The 21,178-nt window shown below is 72.9% G+C and carries 16 protein-coding genes; 12 read left to right on the top strand and 4 right to left on the bottom strand.

Annotated features, from left to right (window positions below; genetic code table 11):
* The first annotated feature begins 217 nt into the window (after positions 1-217).
* The 4 genes from DEI89_RS14330 to DEI89_RS14315 all read left to right on the top strand — a co-directional run bounded on the left by DEI89_RS14330 (position 218) and on the right by DEI89_RS14315 (position 5,149).
* Positions 218-2,299, top strand: coding sequence for a hypothetical protein (locus DEI89_RS14330; RefSeq protein WP_110904732.1), 2,082 nt, complete (start codon positions 218-220; stop codon positions 2,297-2,299).
* Between the two features lie 25 nt (positions 2,300-2,324).
* Complete coding sequence (locus tag DEI89_RS14325) at positions 2,325-4,016, top strand: DUF2142 domain-containing protein (protein WP_110904731.1); 1,692 nt, start codon at positions 2,325-2,327, stop codon at positions 4,014-4,016.
* A gap of 65 nt (positions 4,017-4,081) precedes the next feature.
* Positions 4,082-4,300, top strand: coding sequence for a hypothetical protein (locus DEI89_RS14320; protein WP_110904730.1), 219 nt, complete (start codon positions 4,082-4,084; stop codon positions 4,298-4,300).
* 87 nt (positions 4,301-4,387) lie between these two features.
* Positions 4,388-5,149 (top strand): polyprenol monophosphomannose synthase, encoded by a 762-nt coding sequence (locus DEI89_RS14315; protein ID WP_110904729.1) that lies wholly within the window; start codon positions 4,388-4,390, stop codon positions 5,147-5,149.
* A 79-nt stretch (positions 5,150-5,228) separates the two neighbouring features.
* Here DEI89_RS14315 and DEI89_RS14310 read toward each other — a convergent pair whose 3' ends face one another.
* Entirely contained in the window at positions 5,229-6,530 is a 1,302-nt protein-coding gene (locus tag DEI89_RS14310; protein WP_110904728.1) for an O-antigen ligase family protein, read from the bottom strand.
* Positions 6,531-6,624: 94 nt separating this feature from the next.
* Here DEI89_RS14310 and DEI89_RS14305 point away from each other — a divergent pair, with 94 nt between their 5' ends.
* Positions 6,625-8,043 carry a hypothetical protein gene (locus tag DEI89_RS14305; protein WP_110904727.1) on the top strand — a complete coding sequence of 473 codons (1,419 nt, stop codon included), beginning with the start codon at positions 6,625-6,627 and terminating at the stop codon, positions 8,041-8,043.
* 20 nt (positions 8,044-8,063) lie between these two features.
* On the opposite strand, the gene DEI89_RS14300 is transcribed toward DEI89_RS14305, so the two are convergent.
* Entirely contained in the window at positions 8,064-9,467 is a 1,404-nt protein-coding gene (locus DEI89_RS14300) for an O-antigen ligase (protein WP_181421677.1), read from the bottom strand.
* Positions 9,464-11,584, bottom strand: coding sequence for an acyltransferase family protein (locus DEI89_RS14295; RefSeq protein WP_181421676.1), 2,121 nt, complete (start codon positions 11,582-11,584; stop codon positions 9,464-9,466). Before DEI89_RS14295 ends, DEI89_RS14300 begins: the two co-directional genes overlap by 4 nt.
* A gap of 76 nt (positions 11,585-11,660) precedes the next feature.
* On the opposite strand from DEI89_RS14295, the gene manA reads away from it, so the two are divergent.
* The 5 genes from manA (at position 11,661) to DEI89_RS14270 (ending at position 18,803) form a co-directional block, all read left to right on the top strand.
* Positions 11,661-12,887: a mannose-6-phosphate isomerase, class I gene (manA, locus tag DEI89_RS14290; RefSeq protein ID WP_110904737.1), complete on the top strand. Its 1,227-nt coding sequence runs from the start codon at positions 11,661-11,663 to the stop codon at positions 12,885-12,887.
* A gap of 81 nt (positions 12,888-12,968) precedes the next feature.
* Positions 12,969-13,931 (top strand): UDP-glucose 4-epimerase GalE, encoded by a 963-nt coding sequence (galE, locus tag DEI89_RS14285; RefSeq protein WP_110904724.1) that lies wholly within the window; start codon positions 12,969-12,971, stop codon positions 13,929-13,931.
* A 217-nt stretch (positions 13,932-14,148) separates the two neighbouring features.
* A complete protein-coding gene (locus DEI89_RS14280) occupies positions 14,149-14,481 on the top strand; it encodes a WhiB family transcriptional regulator (RefSeq protein ID WP_375334548.1) in 333 nt (110 codons plus the stop codon).
* Between the two features lie 75 nt (positions 14,482-14,556).
* The gene (locus tag DEI89_RS14275; protein ID WP_110904722.1) at positions 14,557-17,409 is read left to right on the top strand and encodes a glycosyltransferase family 2 protein; all 2,853 of its coding nucleotides are present in this window, start codon (positions 14,557-14,559) and stop codon (positions 17,407-17,409) included.
* Positions 17,406-18,803: a DUF5719 family protein gene (locus DEI89_RS14270; protein ID WP_110904721.1), complete on the top strand. Its 1,398-nt coding sequence runs from the start codon at positions 17,406-17,408 to the stop codon at positions 18,801-18,803. Before DEI89_RS14275 ends, DEI89_RS14270 begins: the two co-directional genes overlap by 4 nt.
* A gap of 31 nt (positions 18,804-18,834) precedes the next feature.
* On the opposite strand, the gene DEI89_RS14265 is transcribed toward DEI89_RS14270, so the two are convergent.
* Positions 18,835-19,275, bottom strand: coding sequence for a metallopeptidase family protein (locus DEI89_RS14265; RefSeq protein ID WP_110904720.1), 441 nt, complete (start codon positions 19,273-19,275; stop codon positions 18,835-18,837).
* Positions 19,276-19,343: 68 nt separating this feature from the next.
* On the opposite strand from DEI89_RS14265, the gene DEI89_RS14260 reads away from it, so the two are divergent.
* Both DEI89_RS14260 and ahcY read left to right on the top strand, forming a co-directional pair.
* On the top strand, positions 19,344-19,571 hold the full coding sequence (locus DEI89_RS14260) for a DUF3499 family protein (protein ID WP_110904719.1): 228 nt from the start codon (positions 19,344-19,346) through the stop codon (positions 19,569-19,571).
* 108 nt (positions 19,572-19,679) lie between these two features.
* Positions 19,680-21,173 (top strand): adenosylhomocysteinase, encoded by a 1,494-nt coding sequence (gene ahcY / locus DEI89_RS14255; RefSeq protein ID WP_110904718.1) that lies wholly within the window; start codon positions 19,680-19,682, stop codon positions 21,171-21,173.
* The last annotated feature ends 5 nt before the right edge of the window (positions 21,174-21,178 follow it).

Genomic DNA, 21,178 nt, shown 5'->3' with positions numbered 1-21,178 from the left:
CCGACGTATGGAGTCGTTCCGTGTCCACCTCCGCGCCCCGCGTGTCCGTCGTCGTCATCAACTTCCGGGGGACGGACTGGGGGCTGTGTGATCACTGTGATCCAGGTAGCCTGATGTGACCCGTGTGCACCGGTCGTTCGTCAGGGGTCGACCGATTGCGCAGAGCGCATCGCGCACGCCACAGAACCCCGTCGACGCCAACGGAAGGCCCAACGACGTGAAGAAGGTCGTCGCCATCATCGCGAGTGTGCTCGCGGTCGCGAGTGTGCTGGTCGGTTTCCAGCTGTCCGGTCCCAACGCCTCGCAGGAGCCCGCGTCCGCGGTGACGGGCTCGTCGTTCTCGGCGGGCAACATCATCTCGGACGCCAACTTCTACGACGGCGGAGCGATGACCGCCGCGCAGATCCAGTCGTTCCTCAACACGCAGGTCGGCACCTGCGCGTCGAGTTCGTGCCTCAACGTGGGCAAGTTCAGCATGAACTCCCGCGGCAGCGACCCGATGTGCCGCGCCGTGACCGGTGGGTCGAACCTGACGGCCGCGGTGATGATCTCCCGCGTGGCGGCGGCCTGCTCCATCAGCCCGAAGGTCATCCTCGTGACGCTCCAGAAGGAGCAGACGCTGGTCAGCGGCGCCACCGCGCGGAACCCCTCCGCCGCTCGGCTCGAACGCGCCATGGGCTACGCCTGCCCCGACAACGTCGGTGGCCACTGCGATCCCGCGTACGCCGGCGTCGGCAACCAGGTCTACTGGTCCGCCTGGCAGTGGAAGCGCTACGGCAACCCCGCGGGCACGAGCAACTACTTCACCTGGTTCAACCCGGGCGGCGTGCGGCAGATCCAGTACAACGTCCCGACCTCCTGCGGCACCAAGTCGGTCTCAGTCCAGAACAAGGCGACCGCCGCGCTGTACTACTACACGCCGTACACGCCGAACACGGCGGCACTGAACAACCTCTACGGCACCGGTGACTCGTGCTCGGCCTACGGCAACCGCAACTTCTGGCGGATGTACACGGACTGGTTCGGTTCCCCGACCGCGTCCGCGAAGCCGATCGGCCGACTCGACTCGGTCCAGGACGCCGGTGACGCCGTCGCCGTGCGCGGCTGGGCCATCGACCCGACGACGACCGCCGCCACCCGCGTGCACGTCTTCGTCGACTCCTCCGGAGCGGGCTACACCGCCAACGCCAGCCGACCCGACGTGGGCAAGGCCTACCCGGGGTCCGGCAACTCCCACGGGTACGACCTGACGATCGCGGCCACCCCGGGCAAGCATCAGGTCTGCGCCTCCGCGATCAGCGTCGACGGGACGAAGAACCAGAGCCTCGGCTGCAAGTCGGTCACCGTGACCAAGGCCTCGCCGGACGGTCGGGTCGACTCCGTCACGACCGTCGTCGGCGGCGTCGCGGTCCGCGGGTGGACCTACGACCCGAACCAGCCGAAGACCGCGCTCACCGTCAAGGTCTCGGTCGGCGGCAAGGTGACGACGATCCCGGCGAACCGCACGCGTGCCGACGTCGGCAAGGCCTACCCGGCGGCCGGATCGGTGCACGGGTACGAGGCGACGGTCCCCGCCGTCAGCGGCAACGCGAAGGTCTGCGTCACCGCGGTGAACGTCGGCGCCGGGCACGACGCCCAGCTCGGCACCTGCACCACGGTCCGGGCCGTCGCCTCGGCGCCGGACGGCCGTGTGGACCAGGTCGCCCCCGTGTCCGGAGGCGTCTCGGTCCGAGGATGGGCGATCGACGGCGACACCGCGAAGCCGATCAACGTCGACGTGTACGTCGACGGCGTCGGCAAGCGCTTCCCCGCGGACGTCGCGCGCTCGGACATCGGCGCGGCCTACCCGGCGTTCGGCGCAGCCCACGGCTACCAGGCGACCGTGGCGGCGAAGCCGGGACCGCACCAGGTCTGCGTCTACGCGATCAACACCGGAGCCGGCTCCGCCAACACGACGCTCGGCTGCCGGACCGTGCAGGTCGCCAGCCCGCCGGTCGGGCGTCTCGACTCCGTCACCCCCGGCGCGGGCGCCGTGACGGTGAACGGCTGGGCGTACGACCCCGACACCGGTGCCGCTCCGATCGCGCTCCGGGTCACCGTCGGCAAGGCCACCACCGCTGCGAAGACGGGCGCCGCGCGTCCTGACGTCCAGAAGGTGTACCCGGCAGCCGGTGCGAAGGCGGGGTACGTCGCGAAGGTCGCAGCGCCGACGGGCGTCTCACAGGTCTGCGTCACCGCGGTCGACCCCGGCGGTGCGTCCGACACGGCACTCGGGTGCAAGTCGGTGACGGTGCAGTAGCTGCGGATCTCCTACAGTGGCGGGGATGCCTACCGAACCTGGGACCGCTGTGCGGTCGTCCCGACGTGAACGACTGTCCATCACCGCGATCGTCCTGGCGTTCGTCGCGGTCCTGGTGCTCTGGGCGTCCCTCCAGCCGCTGTTCGGGTCGCCGGACGAGATCGCGCACTGGGACGCCGCCGTGCAGCTCGCGATGGGTCAGGGGTGGCCCGACCCGACGCACCTGAAGCTGCTCTCCGCCACCCGCGCCGGCCAGGCCGAGGGGCTCGGCTTCCTGCAGGTCGACCGGCCGACGCTCGAGGCGCTCCTGGCCTCGGCGCCGGGCAACGGCGCGACGAACCAGATGACCCAGCACCCGCCGACCTGGTACGCCATGGCCGCCGGTGTGCTGCACCTCATCGGGTACATGCACCTCCGCTGGGACCTCGACCTCTACGCGATGCGGCTCATGAACGTCGCCGTCCTCGGCACCCTGCCGCTGGTCGTCTGGGCCGCCGTCCGGCGCGTGACCCGCTCGCCCCGCACGGCACTCGTCGCCGCGGCGTCGCTGTTCCTCATCCCGCAGGTCGGGTTCATCGGGACGTCAGCCACGAACGACACCCCGGTGATCATCCTCGGCGCGGTGGTCGTCTGGTTGGTCTGCCGGATCGTGACGGGGGACCGCGGCTGGGTCACCCTCGTGGCGCTCGCGGTCGCGGCCTCCGCAGCCGTGTCGTTCAAGGCGACGGCGCTGCCCCTCGTGCCGTTCGCCGTGGTGGCGGTCGTGATCGCCGGGCAGGGGCGCAGCCGGTGGCTCCGCGGAGCCGTCGTGCTCGTCGTGCCGGTGCTGGCCACCTCGTGGTGGTGGGTGCGCAACGTGTTGGTCTTCCACACCCTGCAGCCCGCCGGCCTGCCGCAGTCCATCCGCACCGAGCAGTTCGCTCCGGGGGAGGGCCCCGACGTCGGTGGTTTCGTGAACACCGAGTGGAACCGGGTGACGAACTCGTTCTGGGGGCAGTACGGCCTGTTGCAGTACCCCTCCAGCCCGATCGTCATCGCCGCCCTCAGCGTCGTCGCCATCGGGGTCGTGCTGGTCTGGGGCTTCCGGAGCGGCGCTCGCCGGACGGCCTGGCTGCTCGCCCTCCTGCCCCTCTTCACGCTCGCCGCCGGGCTGCAGAACAACTGGTCGACCTACCTCCGGACGACGACGATCGGCGGCATCCAGGGCCGTTACTACTTCGTCCTCGTCGGCGTCCTCACGGTGCTCAGCGCGATCGCCTGGCGCCGTTTCGTCCGGGACGAGGACGACCGCCGCCGACTCGGTCGGACCGTCGTCGTGGTGGCGGCGCTCATGACGGTCTACGGCTGGTCCGTCGCCTACCGTGGCTACTACGAGGGCTTCCACCTCAAGGTGACGACGCTCGGGCTCCGGCTGTTGGCCGGCCAGACCCCGCTCGGCCCCGTCGGGTTCGGGCTGGTCGCGGTGGTCGCACTCTTCCTGCTGGCCGTGGCCGTGGCCGTGACGCTCGCGGCACTCCGGTCGCCGGAGGCACGCACCACGCTCGACGGACCTGACGTCCAGGGGGACGCGGACGGGCACGGGGTCCACGGCCGCTCCCGGACCGTCGAGGACGCCGAGCCGACGGACGCGACCTCCGGGACGGGGCCGGCCACGGCCTCCCGGCCGGGCACCGGAGACGGCAACACGCAGCGGCGGACGACCGCTCTGTGGTCCTGAGTCCCGCCGACACGCGGTACCCTGCGGATTCGCTCACCCGGGTACCCGTCCGGCATCATGTCCGGATGATCCCCGTCGCCGCTGGCCCGACCGGCGAGCCCGTGACGGTGACCACACCGACGGTCGCCCGAGGTGCGCTCCCACGACCGTCGCACGGACCATCACTGCGCTGCGCTGCGCTGCCGGTCCTGGCCGGTGCGATCGCGGCCGGGGTGGCCCTGGTCCGGCTGTCGGCCGCCGTGTGCGACGTGCTCCAGGACGAGGGCGCGGCGCTGGTGACGTGACCCCCGACTGCTCGACCATCCGGAGCGACGCCTTCCCGGCAGGGGACGCCGACGCGCCCGTGCCCGTACGACACCGCAGAGAGAACCATGGCTGACCTCCAGATCCCGCGCACCCTCGTCATCGTCCCCACCTACAACGAGGCCGAGAACGTCGCCGACATCCTCGACCGGGTGCTCGGTGTCGTCCCCGAGGCGCACGTGCTCGTCGTGGACGACGGCAGCCCGGACGGCACCGGTGACCTCGTGGCGAGCCGCGCGGCCGACGACGACCGGGTGTACCTGCTCCGACGGTCCGGCAAGCTCGGCCTCGGGACGGCCTACGTCGCCGGGTTCCGGTGGGGACTCGAGCGCGGGTACGAGCTGCTGGTCGAGATGGACGCCGACGGGTCACACCCCGCGGACCGCCTGCCCGCGCTCATCGCGGCGGTCGCCGACGCGGACCCGGCCGACGACGTCATGCTGGCGATCGGGTCCCGCTGGACGACCGGCGGGTCGGTGGTCGACTGGCCGAAGCACCGCGAGCTGCTGAGCCGCGGCGGGAACGCCTACGCCCGGATCATGCTCCGGCTCGACGTGCACGACATCACCGCCGGCTTCCGTGTGTACCGCGCGGACGTGATCGCCCGGATGGCACTCGACGAGATCGACTCGAAGGGCTACTGCTTCCAGGTCGACATGACGCTGCGCGTGCACGACCTCGGCGGCGCGATCGTCGAGGTCCCGATCCGGTTCCGCGACCGTGTCCACGGGGTGTCGAAGATGAGCCAGGCCATCGTCGTCGAGGCGATGCTCCGCACCACCCAGTGGGGCCTCCAGCGCCGGTTCCGCCGGCGGGTGCGACGCGCCTGACGGAGACCTGCCGCGCTGCTCGACCGCCCCGCGGTCCGGCCGCCCGCGGTCCGCAGTCCCCGGTCCGCCCGTCCGCGGTTCAGGCGTGCAGGAGCCGACGACGCCAGGACCGACGGCGTGCCGAGACGACGAGCACGGTCACGAACACCATCAGACCGGCGCCGTGCAGGAGCGTGCTCTCGGCCACGCTCGTGACGCCGAGCAGCACGAGCACGGCGGCCGGCCAGACGTAGGCCACGCCGGGGTAGGTCGTCGCGGTGACCCAGGAGCGGGCGAACGCGAGCAGCGCCGCGGCCACCAGCAGCAGCATGCCGGCCAGCCCGACCTGCAGCCAGGCGTCGACGACGACGTCGAGGCCCGAGGTGAAGCGGACGCCGGACGGGTCGACGAAGGTGACGTACGGGACGACGGGTTCGCTCGGCCAGGACCCGACCCAGCCCCAGCCCTGCACCGGGTGCTGCTCGATGAAGTCGCGGATCTGCGACCAGAGCGCCAGCCGCGTCGACGTGCCGCCGGCGGCCCCGATCTCGGGCAGGACCCGGTTCCGCGCGACCACCAGGACGGTGCCGATCGCGAGCACGAACACCCCGAGGACCGTGTTGACGACCGGGCGGGACGCCGGCCTCGCATGCCGGAGCGACCACATCGCCAGCGCGGCGACCGTGAGCGCGATCATCGCGAGCCCGGTGATCGGTGACTGCACGAGCATGAGCGTGATGACCGCCAGGGCGGTGGAGCCGATGGCGCGCCAGTGCGGGACGGAGCGTGTGAGGTACTCGACCACGAAGGTGACGAGTGCCGTGGCGGCGATGAAGCCCATCACGTTGCGCGTCCCGCCGATGCCCTGGATCGGGCCGCCGTACGCGATGTCGCCGTGGATCCCGAACGCGGGGAACGGGACGTCGAGGACCAGGCCGGAGAGGACCTCCAGCGCGAGCGCGATGACGAGCAGGATCCGGAAGGCGTCACCGCACGCCCGGATGACCTGCACGAGATCGCGGCCGAGCGCCAGGTAGAGCCCGAGCCCGACGAAGCCGAGCGTCTCGGCGAACCCGCGGAGCGCGACCCAGGAGTACTCGCTCCAGAGCACGCTGAGCCCGCAGTACCCGACGAACGCGAGCAGTGACAGCGGCAGGACGCCGTGCCACTCGATCCGGTAGCGCTGCCCGAGCAGGCTGAGGCCGGCCAGGACGACGAGCGTGACGAGGACGGCCCAGGTGCCGGCGGTCCCCACGAGCACCCGCACGGTCGGCTCGCCGAAGGCGAAGAGGACGACCGCGGTCGCGAGCGCCTGGCTGAACCGTCCGCCGGCCGAGAACCCGATCCAGGCGGACAGGTACCGGCGCGCGAGCACGAGTCGCGTCGTCCGGGCATCCGTCATCCGTCCATGATGGCGCACCCCGCTGGGGGCGTCCGACGCCATCCCGGAGCGTCGATATCGCGGATCGTCGGTCTCCGCACTACCGTCGAGGCCGATGGGACACGCGGCGCGGGGCTGGAGGTCGGCACTCGCCGCGGTGTCGGCCGTGGTGCTCGTGGGCGTGCTCGCCGCCGTGAGCGCGTGGGTCCGCCTCGGTCCGGTCGCCCGCGGCACCGTGTGGGCCGAGGACGGCGGGCTGTTCCTCCGTGAGCGCCTGGCCCTCGGGCCGTTGGCGAGCCTGTTCCACCCCTACGCGGGCTACCTGCACCTCGTGCCGCGGCTCGTCGTGGACCTCGCGCTGCTGTTCCCGGTCGCCGACTACGCCCTCGTCGTCTCGGCGACGTCCTGCCTGCTGGCCGGTGCGGTGTGCGCGGCGGTGTTCGTCCTGGCGCGGGACGTCGTTCCGTCGTGGCCGCTCCGGCTCGTGCTCGCCGTGGTCCCGGTGGCCCTGCCGACGGCGCCGTGGGAGGTCTCCGGCAACGCGGCGAACCTGCACACCTTCGCGCTGTTCCTCGCACCGTGGGTACTGGCCCACCGGAGCCGGACGTGGTGGGGGGCCGGAGCCCTCGGCGTCGTCACGGTCCTGGTGCTCGCGACCGAGGCGCAGGCGGTCCTGTTCCTCCCGCTGCTCGTGCTCGCCTGGCTGCCGGCACCGGCGTCGGCACCGGTGCCGGGCCCCCGCGGCGGCAGGCGCTTCCTGGCGCTGCCCGTGACGGTCGCGGCCGTCGTGGCCGCGACCGCGCAGGTCGTCACCGCCTTCGCGACCCCCCGCGCCTCCGCCCCCGGGCACCCGGCCGCGTCCGACGTCGTCGCCGGGTGGCTGTTGCAGACGGTCGGTGGCCTCTGGGACGCCGACCTGGGAGCCGTGGCGGGGGCCGTCGTCGACCACGGCTGGTGGGTGCTCGCCGTGCCGTCCGCGCTGGTCTCCGTCGTCGTCCTCCTCGGCTGCGCAGTCGCGTTGCGCACCGGCCGCGGACGTGCCGCGGTCGTCGCCCTCGCGCTCGCCCTCGGCGCCGCCGTGGTCTGGACGGCGGCCCTCCTCGCGAACCGGTCCGCCGACGGCCGGTGGTCGCAGGTCGCCCCGGCGGCACTCCTCACCGCGACGCCCTCCCGGTACGCGGCCGCAGCCGGGATGCTCCTCACGGCCGCGGTCGTGGTCGCCGCCGCGGTCCTCGTCGACCGGGTGGTCACGCCCGGCGGGAGCGGTCGTCGGGTGGCGGTGCGGGCCTCCCGGCCAGGAGGCGCGGCCCACCTCGTCGGGGCGGCCGTCGGCTGGTGCATGGTCGCGGTCCTGGTGACGACGTGGGTGGTGAACGCCCCCGGGAGCGCCCAGCGGAGCACCGGCCCGGAGTGGCAGCCGCAGTTCCGGGACGCGGTCGCGACCTGCCGGGCGGACCCGACGGCCGTCCTCGACATCCGCACCCAGCCGTGGGGCGCCGCGGTCCCGTGCACGCTCGTCCTCCGCGACGGCTGACGTCCGGAGGCCTCAGCTCGTCAGGGGTTCGCCGCCCACCGGAACGCGCGCTTCGCGATCGGGGTCCGTGGACCGTCGCCGACCGACGGTGGTTCCTCGGTGACCAGGACGATCCGCGACTTGATCGCGAGCAGTGCGAAGAGCACCCAGTTCCCCTGGTAGAGCAGCCGTGACTCGGCGATCGCCTGCACCAGGAGTGCCACGACGACGAGCAGCGGGAACAGCCCGACCGCGTCGAAGGGGCGCGGGGCGAGGTCGGGGCCGAAGCCCACGCGGGTGGCACCCGCCCAGGAGCGGCTGAGCGTCGTCACGACGTAGACCGCGAAGAGGACGAGGCCGACGATGCCGGTCTGCATCCAGACGTCGAGCGCGGCGTCGTGCGCCTGCAGGTAGGTCACGCCGTTGCGGGGTGCGAGCTGTGCCAGCAGCGGGATGTCCGGCCACCAGTAGCCGATCCAGCCGAAGCCGAGCACCGGGTGCTGCTCGATGAGCCCCCAGACGGCCGTCCAGATCGTCCCGCGACCCGTCAGGTCCGAGGACCGGCCCAGCACGGCGACCAGCGTGTCCTTCGCGAGGACGGTGCCGACCACCACGACCACCAGGCCGAGCGCGATCGCCCCGTACCGGGGCGCGCGGCGTTCGGCCGGGACCCGGCGCATCCACAGCGCGAGGGCCAGGACCACCAGCACGACCAGGGCAGCCACGAGCACCGTGCTCGAACGGGTCAGAGCGGTCACCAGCACGGCGACGACGAGCCAGCCGATCGCCCGCATCCGGCGCATCCGGCCCTCGGCGAGCTGGACGGCGACGACGATCGCGGTGAGCAGGGCCACCATCGCCAGGAGGTTCGCGTTCCCCGGGAGCCCCTGGATCCGGCCACCGGTGAAGAGCTCGGCGCGCGAGAAGTAGAACGCGTCCGGGACGTCCCGGTCGCCGTAGTCCGTCCAGATCGGTGCGATCGGATGCCGGACGACGACGGCGACGACGGCCTCGAACAGCAGCGACAGACCGAGGACCCACCGGAACGCCAAGCTCATCGCGTCGAGGATCCGACGCCAGGTCAGGGTCGAGGCGATCGCGAAGGCGACCAGGGCGCACAGCACCTGGGCCACGGTGCTCGCCAGCGTGGCCAGCCGCCAGTGCGACCAGAGCACGGACACCAGGCACCAGGCGAGGAAGAGCCAGAGTGCCCGGGGCGTGCGGGTCAGCGGCGGACGGGCACGGACCACGACACTGACGCCCCAGGCGCCCTCGAGCGCCCACACCGCCGCGGCACCCCACCACGTGATCGTGTTCGGGACGGCGTCGCCGGCGGACAGCGTCAGCAGGACCGTGGCGGCGAGGGCGAAGGCCTCTCGTTCGGGCACGGAGCCGCGCGCCAGTGGCCAGGTGTTCGTCACGGAGGACAGGCTAGTGCCGCTCACTGCCCGAGCGTCCGGAGTGCGTCGGCGAGCGCGCTGCCGAGGGACGGGGCCAGGGTCCGCGCGAACGTGGCGGTGAGGTGCGTCGGGTCGCGGTGCACGACGACGCCGCCCACCACGGCCGGGCAGGTGGTGGCGGTGCAGTACCGGTCGGTCAGGTCCACGAGCGCGGCACGGTGGCCGAGCCGTGCCACGGCCTCGGCGGAGCCGTCGAACGCGGCGAGCGCGGCGGCCCGGGGTGAGTCGCAGACGTCGGTCGTGGGGCCGGTCATCCGACCGAGGCAGTCCAGGGTGTCGTTGCCCGCGACGGGGTTGTCGCGGATAGCGATCACCGGCACCCCGGCGTCCGTGGCGTTCCGCCATGCGCCGACCAGGCCGTCGACCACCGTGGCGTCGTTCGTCGAGCCGGCCGGCACGATCACGGGGCTCTTCGTCGCCGCGTGCGTGACCACGAGGGCGTCGAGGTCCGGGTGGTCCCGCACCCAGGCGAGCGCCGCCTGCTTCCACCCGTTGCAGCTGGCGGTGTAGGCGTCGGACGGTGCCTGCTGCTCGGCCGTCGTCAGGTAGCAGCCGATGTGCCCGGCGACGTCGATCCGCCAGTTCCGTTCGCGCGCGATCGCCGCGTAGGCGCTGATCAGCGCGTTGTTGTGCGAGTCGCCGATCGCCGCGATGTGCTTCGTGTAGCCGGTCGCCGGTCCGAGGCGGCAGACGGCGAGGTCGGGCGTGGTGTTCGACCAGCACGCGGGGCGGTTGGCGTCATCGGTGCCCGCGGCGGCCGGCGCCGGGACGCGGACGTCGGACAGACGCGGGTCGGTGCACGGGTCCGCGGTGCCGACACCGGCAGCGGCGCCGAAGCAGGGGACGTCGCCGGTCTCGAGCGACCGCTGGTAGGCGGCTGCCTGCGTCTGCTGCACCTCGAGCGCGCCGAGTGTGGAGGCCCCGAGGGCGACCACGAGGAGGGTGCTGGCGATGCCCCAGAGCGCCACGCGCCGTGGCCGCAGTGCCGTCACGCGGGCCGAGAACCGCAGGGGTTCCTCGACGAAGCGGGTCGTGAGCGCCGCGAGGGCGATGCTGCCGACGAGGATCGCGACCTTGCTCCGGGTGCCGAGCGGGTGCCCGGTGACGATCGGCAGCAGGACGACGGCCGGCCAGTGCCAGAGGTACACGGCGTAGGAGATGCGGCCGAGTGCCGCGACCGGCGCCCACCGACCGAGCACGGTCAGGCCCGACGACCCGCCGAGGAGGACCACGAGGCCCGCGCCGACCACGGGCAGCAGGGCGGCGGTGCCGGGGTAGGGCGTCGTCGGGGAGATCATCCACAGGGCCGTGACGAGCATGACGACGCCGAGCCAGGCGCCGCCGCTGCGCAGCCGGTCGGCTCCGTCCCCGCGTCGCGTCGCCTCGCGGGGGATCGTGCGCAGCGTTGCCGCCAGCCCACCGAGGGCGAACTCCCACGCCCGGGTGGCGGTGGAGAAGTACGCGATGCCCGGTGCTGTGCGGGTCTCGACCACGCACCAGACGAGCGAGAGCACCACGACGGTGCCGAGCAGCAGTCGGGCGGTGTGGACCGGGGATGCGGAGCGTGTCCCGCTGCGCGCGTGGCGGCGGACCGCGGCCAGCACCACCAGCAGCACCGGCAGGGCGATGTAGAACTGCTCCTCCACGGACAGCGACCAGAAGTGCTGGAACGGCGACGGGTCGTTGTCCGAGGCCAGGTAGTCCACCGCGTCCGAGGCGAGTTGCCAGTTCTGCAGGTACACCGTCGACGCGATGAGCTCACGCCCGTACTGCCCCCACAGCGTGCTCGGCACGAGGACGAGGACGGCCGTCCCGGTGGCGATCAAGGTCAGCGCCGCGCCGGGCAGCAGGCGCTTCGCCCGGCGGGCCCAGAACGCCGCCAGCGCGATCCGCCCCGAGCGGACCTGCTCGCGCAGCAGGTGGCCGGTGATCAGGTACCCGGAGACGACGAAGAAGACGTCCACGCCGACGAACCCGCCCGGCACTCGGTTCGGCCACAAGTGGTAGACGACGACGGCGAGGACCGCGAACGCCCGCAGCCCCTGGATGTCCCAGCGGGTCCGGTCGGCGTGGTCGGAGGCGGGGCGGATCGGCTCGGACATCGCGGAGAGTCTATGTATCGCGGATCGTGCACGTGGTGTGCCGCTCCCGTCCACTGCCGCCGGATACGCTCGACCCATGTTCCTCGGCATCACGAACACCCCGCGCGACTACGCCTGGGGGTCCGTCTCCGCGATCCCCGAACTCCTCGGACGGACCGTCACCGGCGTCCCGCAGGCCGAACTCTGGCTCGGCGCCCACCCCGGCAGCCCGAGCGTCGTGGTCAACCCCGCGATGGTCGGCGGCGCGGACACGGTGCTCGACTGGATCGCCGCCGAGCCGCAGACGGCCCTCGGCGACGACCGCACCGGACTGCCCTTCCTGCTCAAGGTCCTCGCCGCCGCCGCACCGCTCTCGCTGCAGGCGCACCCCACGCCCGAGCAGGCGCGCGAGGGTTTCGACCGCGAGGAAGCGGCCGGCGTCCCGATCGACGACCCCGCCCGCAACTACAAGGACCCGTTCCCGAAGCCCGAACTCGTCGTCGCGCTGAGTGACCGGTTCGAGGCACTCAGCGGGTTCCGTCCGGTCGCCGAGGCGCTCGCCGACGTCGAGACGCTCGACGCCGGGTCCGGCCGACTCGGACCGCTCGTGGTGCACCTGCAGCAGGGACTCGAGGACACCGTGCGTTGGCTCGAGGAGACCGACGACTCCGCCCGTGCCGTGATCGGCGCGGTCGGGCACCTGGCCGAGGAGGCCGTGGCCGCTGCCGTCGCCGCCGGGACCGCCGTCTCGCCGAACACCGCGACCGCCGCCGACCTGGCCCGGACGTACCCGGAGGACCCGGGCGTCGTCGTCTCGCTCCTCATGCACCGCGTGACGCTGACTCGAGGCGAGGCCATGTACCTGCCGGCCGGGAACATCCACGCGTACCTCGACGGCCTGGGCATCGAGCTGATGGCCCCGTCGGACAACGTCCTGCGCGGCGGCCTCACGCCGAAGCACGTCGACGTCCCGGAGCTGCTCCGGGTGCTCGACTTCACGGCGTACCCGGCGCCGCTGCTCGAGCCGGAGCACCTCAGCCCGGCCGTCGACCGCTTCGCGCCCGAGGGTGTCGGTTTCGCACTGGTGCGCGTCACGAGCGACGGGCGGCCGGTCGGGCTCAGCACGGGTGGTACCGCCCCACTGTCGGGTCCGTCCATCGCGATCTGCACCGAGGGCGTCGTCACGCTGGTCGGGACCAACTCGGCGATGCTGCTCCGTCAGGGGGAGTCCTGCTACATCACGCCCGACGAGGGCGACGTGTCGGTCGAGGCCGACGCCGGCAGCGGCCGCACCGCGACGGTCTTCATCGCCACCGGCGCGTAGCGCGTAGCGCGGCGCCGGGACGGGGAGGCGGCGGGGCAGCCGGTCCGCCGTCCCACCGGCCCGTTCCGCTAGCGTGGCGACATGAGTTGGTTGGTCACCGGCGGTGCCGGGTACATCGGGTCCCACGTCGTCCGCGCGCTGGTCGCTGCGGGCATCGACACGGTCGCGTTGGACGACCTCTCGAGCGGCTTCCGCGCCTTCGTGCCGGAGAGCGTCCCGTTCGTCGAGGGCACGATCCTGGACGGCGGACTGCTCGCCCGCACGCTGCGCGAGCACGACGTGACGGGTGTGGTCCACGTCGCGGGCTTCAAGTACGCGGGGGTCTCGGTCGAGCGGCCGCTGCACACCTACGAGCAGAACGTCACCGGCATGGCGACCCTGCTCCGGGCGATGGCGGACGCCGGTGTCGACAAGGTCGTGTTCTCCTCGAGTGCCGCGGTCTACGGCACGCCGGACGTCGACGTGGTCGTGGAGGAGACCCCGAAGGCGCCGGAGTCCCCGTACGGCGAGTCGAAGCTCATCGGCGAGTGGCTGCTCCGCGACATGGAGGTCGCCGCGGGCTTCACGACCACGTCGCTCCGATACTTCAACGTCGTCGGTTCGGGGGAGCCGGACCTCTACGACGCCAGCCCACACAACCTGTTCCCGCTCGTCTTCGACGCCCTGCTGGCCGGCCGGACGCCGCGGATCAACGGGGACGACTACGCCACGCCGGACGGCACCTGCGTCCGTGACTACGTGCACGTCGCCGACCTGGCCCACTCGCACGCGGTCGCTGCACGCAAGCTCGAGGCGGGCGAGCCGCTCGAGCGCGCCTACAACCTCGGCAGCGGTGACGGCGTGAGTGTCCGTCAGATCATGGACGCGATGGCTCGCGGGACCGGGATCCACTTCCGGCCCGAGATCGCGCCGCGTCGCGCCGGGGACCCAGCACGCATCGTCGCCACCGGCGAGGCGGCCGGTCGGGACCTCGAGTGGGCGATGCGACACACGCTCGACGACATGGTGACGAGCGCCTGGGAGGCCCGGCAGCGCGCCGCGTAGACAGCGCACGACCGCCACGCCCCGCCTCCACTTCGGGCGCGGGGCGTCGCTGTCCCCCGAAAGGCCCGCAGACACGCCGCGACACGCCCGAATGGGGGACATGCCACGGCGGAAGCCGGAGGGGCTTCTATGATCCGCGACTTGACTCCGGGTAATCACACCGATGTAATTACACCGACGACATCGTCGTCAGGTTCCCGAACCGAGACGTCAAGGGGTGATCAGGGTGAGCGCATCCGACTTCGAAGCCGGAGTGCCGGACGACTGGCACGTCGACCCCGTCGCGCTCGGTGTCCCGGGCGTCCGCCGGTCGACCGAGGCCGACGAGGAGAACCCGCTCGCGTGGCAGGTGGACTCGCTCTGCGCGCAGACCGACCCGGAGGCGTTCTTCCCGGAGAAGGGCGGCTCCACCCGCGAAGCGAAGAAGATCTGCACCTCGTGCGAGGTCCGGTCGCAGTGCCTCGAGTACGCGCTCGAGAACGACGAGCGGTTCGGCATCTGGGGCGGTCTCTCCGAGCGTGAGCGTCGCAAGCTCCGGAAGCGCGCCTGAGGCTCGCACAGGTTCACGCCGCGCCGTCGTGCGCGGCCGGCACCGTGCCTCCCGGCCCGTAGAGTCGCTCCCGTCATGCAGCCCAGTGCCTCCACGCCCCGCGTCACCGCGATCCTCGTCGCAGCCAACGGGTCGGACCATCTCGACCGCACCCTGAACGCCCTGGCGGCGCAGACCCGCCCGCCGGAGGGGCTCGTGGTGGTCGACGTCGGCTCGACCGACGGGTCGACCTCCGAGCTCTCCTTCGGCGGCAGCGCCCAGCTGTCCCGCATCGCGGCCGGGCGGCCCTTCGGTGAGGCGGTCCGGCACGGCGAGCAGGTCGCCCCCCGCGCCGAGGCCCAGGACGGCGTCGACGAGTGGCTCTGGCTGGTCGGCCACGACAACAGCCCCACGCCCGGCACCCTCGCCGCGCTCCTCGGTGCCGTCGAGATCGCCCCCTCGGTCGCGATCGCCGGCCCGAAACTCGTCAACGTCGACGACCCGGCCCGCATCGCCGCGTTCGGCGAGAGCATGACGCGGATGGGGCGCTCGATCACCCTCGTCCAGGACGAACTCGACCAGGGCCAGCACGACCGGCACACCGACGTGCTCGGTGTCTCCGCGGGTGGCATGCTCGTCCGCCGGTCCGTGTGGAACAGCCTCGGCGGCTTCGACCCCGCGCTGCCGGACGTCGACGCAGCCCTCGACTTCTCCGTGCGTGCCCGCCTCGCCGGCCACCGCGTCGCCGTCGTCCCGGACGCCCGGGCCACCAGCGCCGGTCCGATCGAGGAGTTCGGCCGCGCGAAGGTGTCCGAGCGGCGCCGTGTGCGGATGCACCGCCAGGCGCAGCTGCACCGCCGCCTGACCTACTCGTCCGCCGGTGTCCTCTGGATCCACTGGCTGACCCTCGTGCCGTTCGCCCTCGGACGGGCGATCGGACACCTCGTCGCGAAGCACCCGGCCGCGGTCGGCGGTGAGCTCGCCGCCGCGTTCGCGGTCGCCTTCGGCGGTGGGGTCGGTCGTGCCCGGCGGACCCTCGCGGCGAACCGGAAGCTCGGCTGGGGGGCGATCGAACCGCTCCGGATCAGCTGGCGACGGGTGCACGAACACCGCACGACCTCCCGCGACGTCGAACTCGCGCGCGTCGAGGACGCGCCCATCGCCCGAGCGTCCTTCCTGGCGGACGGCGGCATCTGGGTGGTCCTGGCCGCCGTCGTGCTCAGCGTCGTGACGCTCTTCCCGCTGCTCGGCTCGCCTGCGCTCACCGGCGGGGGACTGCTGCCGCTCAGCACGGACGTCGGCGACCTCTGGCGGAACGTCGGCTACGGCTGGCACTCCCTCGGCACCGGCTCCACCGGCCCGTCCGACCCCTTCGCCGCGGTGCTCGCCGTGCTCGGCTCGATCACGTTCTGGTCGCCGTCGACCTCGATCGTGCTCGTCATGCTCCTGTCCTTCCCGCTCGCCGCCCTCGGCGCGTGGGCCGCGGTGCGCAAGGTGACGACGCGGACCTGGGTGCCGGTCATCGGCGCCGTCCTCTACACGGTCGCACCGGCCCTCGTCGGCGCGGTGACCACCGGCCACCTCGGGGCGGTGATCGCCCACGTGCTGCTGCCCTGGCTGTTCCTGACGCTGGTCGAGGCGCACCGGTCGTGGGCGTCGGCCTCCGGGGCTGCGCTGCTCTTCGCGGTCGTCGCCGCGTCGGCACCGTCGCTCCTGCCGGTGCTCCTGATCGGCTGGCTCGTCGCCCTCGTGGTCGGCTGGCGGCACGCACACCGACGGGTCTTCGTGCCGGTGCCGGCCGCCGTGCTCTTCGTCCCGCTCGTGCTCGCGCAGATCGCCCGGGGCAACCCGCTCGCCGTCTTCGCGGACCCGGGAGTCCCCTCCGCCACGCCCGCGCCGAGTGCGCTGCAGCTGGCGATCGGGCAACCGCTGCCGGACTGGAACGGTTGGCTGTCCGCCGTCGCGCCGCTCGGCCTCGGCGACGCCGTGCTGCCGGTCGCGATGGCCGTGCTGGCCCTGCCGGTCGCCGCGAGCGCGATCGGTGCCGTCCTCGGCCACCGCTGGTCCCTGGCGGGCACGGCGCTCGTCGCCGCCCTGCTCGGCTACGCGACCGCGTTCGGGGCGACGCACCTCGCCGTCACCGGCGTCGGCTCCACCACCACGATCGTCTGGCCGGGCAGCGCCCTGTCGGTGTTCGCGCTCGCGATCGTCGTCGCGGCGTGCATCGGCATCGACACCGTCCCCCGGGCGGCCCCGGTCGTCGGGCTCGTCGCCGCGGTCTTCGCGGCCGTCGCGGTGGCTCCCGCCTTCGCCGCCTTCTACCTCGACCGTGCGGCCATCCAGCCGACTTCGGGCCGGGTGCTCAGTGCGTACGTCAACGCCGAGGCGCAGGCGAACCCCGACGTCGGCACGCTCGTCGTCCAGCCGCAGACCGACGGGTCGCTCGCGGTCGCCCTCGAGCGCGGCCAGGGCTCGACGCTCGACGACCAGTGGACCCTCGACGCGACCGCACTCTCGCTGAGCCGGTCCGGCAGCCGCCTGGCGACGCTCGCCGGCAACCTGGCGAGCCGCAGCGGCTACGACCCCGAGCCGGCGCTCCGCGACCTCGGCATCAGCTTCGTCCTGCTCGATGACGCCCCCGACGACGCCGAGGCTCGCGCGGTCCACGATCGGGCCGCCGGGGCGATCGGGCAGGACGCCCGCTTCACGAGCATCGGGGAGACCGCCAGCGGGGCGCTCTTCCACTACGAGGGCGACGTCGAGCGGACGAGCACCGGCTCGGCCGCCGCGAAGGCGACCCACGTGCTCTACCTCGTGGTCATCGGCGTGGTCTTCGGTGCGGCCGCACTGCTCGCCGTGCCGACCGCGCCGCGCCGCCGCCGTGCGACGTCGAACGTCCTCGAGGCCGACGAACCCGCCACCACCTTCGACGAGGAGCGCGACGAATGAGCACGAGCACCGCGCGCCGCTGGGCCCTCCGCGGCACCGCCACCGTCGTGGCCGTGGTCGTCGCGGCCGGCACGATCGCCGCCGCGCACACCATCGGCACGACCGCGGACCCGGGGCACCCGGCCGGGCGGACCGTCACCCCGGTGCCGGCCGCCGCCGAGCGGGTCTGCGCCGGCAGCGCGCTGCGTCTGTCCGACGACGCCGGCAACGACGCCACCCGCGCGAGCACCATCGGGTCGCCGGAGATCGCCACCGCCACCACCGGCGACCGGGTCGACCGGAGCGAGCTCGGCAGCGCGAGCACCGGCAGCAGCGTCCCGACGCTCCTCACCGCACCGGCGGGCGACACCGCTCCGCAGGTGGCTGGCAGCAGCTCCCAGAGCGTGTCCGACGGCGACGTCGTCGGCGTGGGGGCAGCCTCCTGTGACGACCCGTCGCAGTCGACCTGGCTCGTCGGTGGTTCGACCGAGACCGGTCGCACCAGCCTCGTCACCCTCAGCAACCCGACCGACGTCAACGCGACCGTCGACCTGTCGATCGCCGACACCAGCGGCACCGTCAGCGCACCGGGGACCACCGGCATCGTGGTCGCCCCGAACTCGCAGAAGGTCGTCCCGCTGTCCGGTTTCGTCACCGACCAGGGCTCGACGGTCGTGCACGTCACGTCCTCCGGCGGCCAGATCGTCGCCCACATGCAGGAGACCGTCGTCCGGACGCTCACCCCCGGCGGCTTCGACATCGTCTCCGGCGGAGCGGCCCCGTCACGGACCCAGGTCATCCCCGCGGTCGTGCTCGAGGACGCCGAGGGGGCGCAACGCGGCGAGGACACCGCCGATGCCGCTCCGGTGCTGCGTCTCTACGTCCCCGGCACCGAGGTCGCGCGTGTCACGCTCGGCATCACCACGGCCGACGGTGGCGGGACCACGGTCGATGCCACCGCCGAGCCGGGCGTCGTCACCGACGTGCCGCTCGACGACTTCCCGGACGGCCGCTACTCGTTCACGATCGACTCGTCCGTGCCGATCGTCGCGGGGGCACGCACGACGACCCCGACCGACGACGGGCGGACCGACCTCGGCTGGTTCGCGTCGGCCGAGCCGCTCTCCGCCACCACGGTCACGGCGGTCGCCGCCGGCTCCGGTGCTCGCCTGAACCTCGTCAACCCGACGCGGCAGGACGCGACCGTGACGGTGCGGTCCGGTGACGACGCGCAGGAGGTGCAGGTCACCTCCGGCTCGACCACCACCGTGACCGTGCCGAGTGCGCAGCAGGTCACGATCAGCGGCGCCGAGGGCCTTGTGGCCGGAGTGACGTACCAGGGGGACGACGGCATCGCCGGGTTCCCGGTGCGCCCGGAGACCGAGGTCTCCAGTCCGGTGCGCGTCTACCCGTAGCGAGCGAGGCCGTCGGGTGCCGACCGGTCCGTCACCAGTGACGGTAGCGGTCCGGTGCCAGGTCCCAGGGGTCCTTGTCGATGAGCTCCGCGACGGCGCGGAACACCGCGGTCTCGACGACGATCCGCCGGTCCACGTCGTCCTTCTCGGGGCTGTGCGTGACCCGCTCGACCGGGATCCGGAAGACGGTCACGCGACGGGCGTCCCGGTCGATGCGCCATCGGGGGAGTTCGTCGGGCAGGCCGGTGTCGGTCGGCATGTCCGCGACCTGGAACACCACGCCCGTCAGTTCCTCCGGCCACAGTCCGACCAGGTAGTGCGCGGTGTCGCCGACGACGCGGTCGAAGGCCTCGGCCCGGGTGATCACCGGGGCCAGTTCCGGCCCGGTCACGCTCGACCGGTGGCCGCGACCGTGGCGGGAACGACCGCGTGCACGGTCGACCGGGGTGACGATCCTGGGCTTGCGGCGCATCCCGCCATCGTACGCGGCAGGACCACGCGCGGGCTCCCCGGGGCGCGGCCGGTAGGGTCGACTCCGGTATGGACGTACGGATCTGCAGCAAGGTCGCCTGTGGCGCGGGCGCCTCGGCGACCCTGACGTACGACTACGCCGACTCGATGGTCGTCGTCGGGCCGCTCTCCGGGCGCGTCGAACCGCACGGGTACGACCTCTGCGCACGGCACGCCGCGACGCTGCGGGTCCCGCAGGGATGGCGCGTGATCCGGCGTGACCCGCCGCCCCGGACACCGGAGCGTCACCCGTCCTGACGGGAGGCGCGCCTCGCTCCCTCCTGCACCGTGAGCCGTTCCCGTGGGTCTGTCCACGGACGTCACGCGACACCGTCCTGGTCGGCGGTGCGTGGGAGACTGAGCGGCATGCCGACCGACACCCGCGCCGCCGTCCCGTTCCGCGTCGCCGACCTCACGCTGGCCGAGGCCGGCCGCCACCAGATCCGACTCGCCGAGAACGAGATGCCCGGCCTGATGGCGCTCCGGGACGAGTTCCGCGCCGCGCAACCGCTCGCCGGGGCGCGCATCGCCGGCTCGCTGCACATGACCGTGCAGACCGCCGTCCTCATCGAGACGTTGGTCGCCCTCGGCGCGCAGGTCCGCTGGGCCAGCTGCAACATCTTCTCCACGCAGGACGAAGCCGCGGCCGCCGTCGCCGTCGGCCCGACCGGCACGGTCGACGCCCCCGCCGGCGTCCCGGTGTTCGCGTGGAAGGGCGAGACCCTCGACGAGTACTGGTGGTGCACGAACCAGGTCTTCGACTGGAGCGCCGAGGCAGCCGAGGCCGGGGCCGACTCCGAGCCCGTCTCCTGGCGTGGCCCGAACCTGGTCCTCGACGACGGTGGCGACGCGACCATGCTCGTGCACACCGGTGCGGACGCGGAAGCCGCTGGCCGGGTCCCGGACGCCGGCCCCGACGCCAGCGCCGAGTGGGAGATCGTGCTGGCCACGGTCGCGTCCTCGCTCGAGCAGTCCGGCGACCGCTGGACCCGGATCGCCGCGGACATCGAGGGCGTCACCGAGGAGACCACCACCGGCGTCCACCGCCTGTACGAGCTGGCGCGCGCCGGCGGGCTGCGGTTCCCGGCGATCAACGTCAACGACTCGGTCACCAAGTCGAAGTTCGACAACAAGTACGGCATCCGCCACTCGCTGCCGGACGGCCTGAACCGGGCCACCGACGTCCTGATCGGCGGCAAGGTCGCGTTCGTCGTCGGCTACGGCGACGTCGGCAAGGGCGCGGCCGAGGCGCTCCGCGGTCAGGGCGCCCGTGTCATCGTCAGCGAGGTCGACCCGATCTGCGCACTCCAGGCGGCGATGGACGGCTACCAGGTCGCCCGTCTGCAGGACGTCGCGGCCCAGGTGGACATCGTCGTCACCTGCACCGGCAACCTCGGGGTGGTCGGCGTGGACGACATGCTCGCGCTGAAGCACCTGGCGATCGTGGCGAACGTCGGGCACTTCGACAACGAGATCGACATGACCGGCCTCGAGTCGATGCCCGGCGCCGAGAAGGTCGAGATCAAGCCGCAGGTGCACGAGTGGCGTCTGCCCAACGGCCGCTCGATCCTGGTGCTCAGCGAAGGCCGCTTGATGAACCTCGGCAACGCCACCGGTCACCCGTCCTTCGTGATGAGCAACTCGTTCACGAACCAGGTGCTCGCGCAGATCGAACTGCACACCCGGCTCGAGCAGTACCCGGTCGGCGTCTACGTGCTGCCGAAGCACCTCGACGAGAAGGTCGCCCGGCTGCACCTGGAGGCCCTCGGGGTCCGGCTCACCGAACTCCGGCCGGAGCAGGCGGCGTACATCGGCGTCCCGGTCGAGGGCCCGTACAAGTCGGAGCAGTACCGCTACTGAGCCCT

The organism is Curtobacterium sp. MCBD17_030 (genome assembly GCF_003224255.1).
In the GTDB taxonomy this organism is placed as follows: Bacteria; Actinomycetota; Actinomycetes; order Actinomycetales; family Microbacteriaceae; genus Curtobacterium.
The sequence above is the reverse complement of the archived record's forward strand: the minus strand, read 5'-3'. Positions and strand labels throughout refer to the sequence as shown.

Excerpts from the sequence above, each read along its gene's own strand:
- DEI89_RS14325 (WP_110904731.1), top strand. The coding sequence starts at position 2,325 with ATGCCTACCGAACCTGGGACCGCTGTGCGGTCGTCCCGACGTGAACGA.
- DEI89_RS14320 (WP_110904730.1), top strand. The coding sequence starts at position 4,082 with ATGATCCCCGTCGCCGCTGGCCCGACCGGCGAGCCCGTGACGGTGACC.
- DEI89_RS14315 (WP_110904729.1), top strand. The coding sequence starts at position 4,388 with ATGGCTGACCTCCAGATCCCGCGCACCCTCGTCATCGTCCCCACCTAC.
- DEI89_RS14310 (WP_110904728.1), bottom strand. The coding sequence starts at position 6,530 with ATGACGGATGCCCGGACGACGCGACTCGTGCTCGCGCGCCGGTACCTG.
- DEI89_RS14305 (WP_110904727.1), top strand. The coding sequence starts at position 6,625 with ATGGGACACGCGGCGCGGGGCTGGAGGTCGGCACTCGCCGCGGTGTCG.
- DEI89_RS14295 (WP_181421676.1), bottom strand. The coding sequence starts at position 11,584 with ATGTCCGAGCCGATCCGCCCCGCCTCCGACCACGCCGACCGGACCCGC.
- manA (WP_110904737.1), top strand. The coding sequence starts at position 11,661 with ATGTTCCTCGGCATCACGAACACCCCGCGCGACTACGCCTGGGGGTCC.
- galE (WP_110904724.1), top strand. The coding sequence starts at position 12,969 with ATGAGTTGGTTGGTCACCGGCGGTGCCGGGTACATCGGGTCCCACGTC.
- DEI89_RS14275 (WP_110904722.1), top strand. The coding sequence starts at position 14,557 with ATGCAGCCCAGTGCCTCCACGCCCCGCGTCACCGCGATCCTCGTCGCA.
- DEI89_RS14270 (WP_110904721.1), top strand. The coding sequence starts at position 17,406 with ATGAGCACGAGCACCGCGCGCCGCTGGGCCCTCCGCGGCACCGCCACC.
- DEI89_RS14265 (WP_110904720.1), bottom strand. The coding sequence starts at position 19,275 with ATGCGCCGCAAGCCCAGGATCGTCACCCCGGTCGACCGTGCACGCGGT.
- DEI89_RS14260 (WP_110904719.1), top strand. The coding sequence starts at position 19,344 with ATGGACGTACGGATCTGCAGCAAGGTCGCCTGTGGCGCGGGCGCCTCG.
- ahcY (WP_110904718.1), top strand. The coding sequence starts at position 19,680 with ATGCCGACCGACACCCGCGCCGCCGTCCCGTTCCGCGTCGCCGACCTC.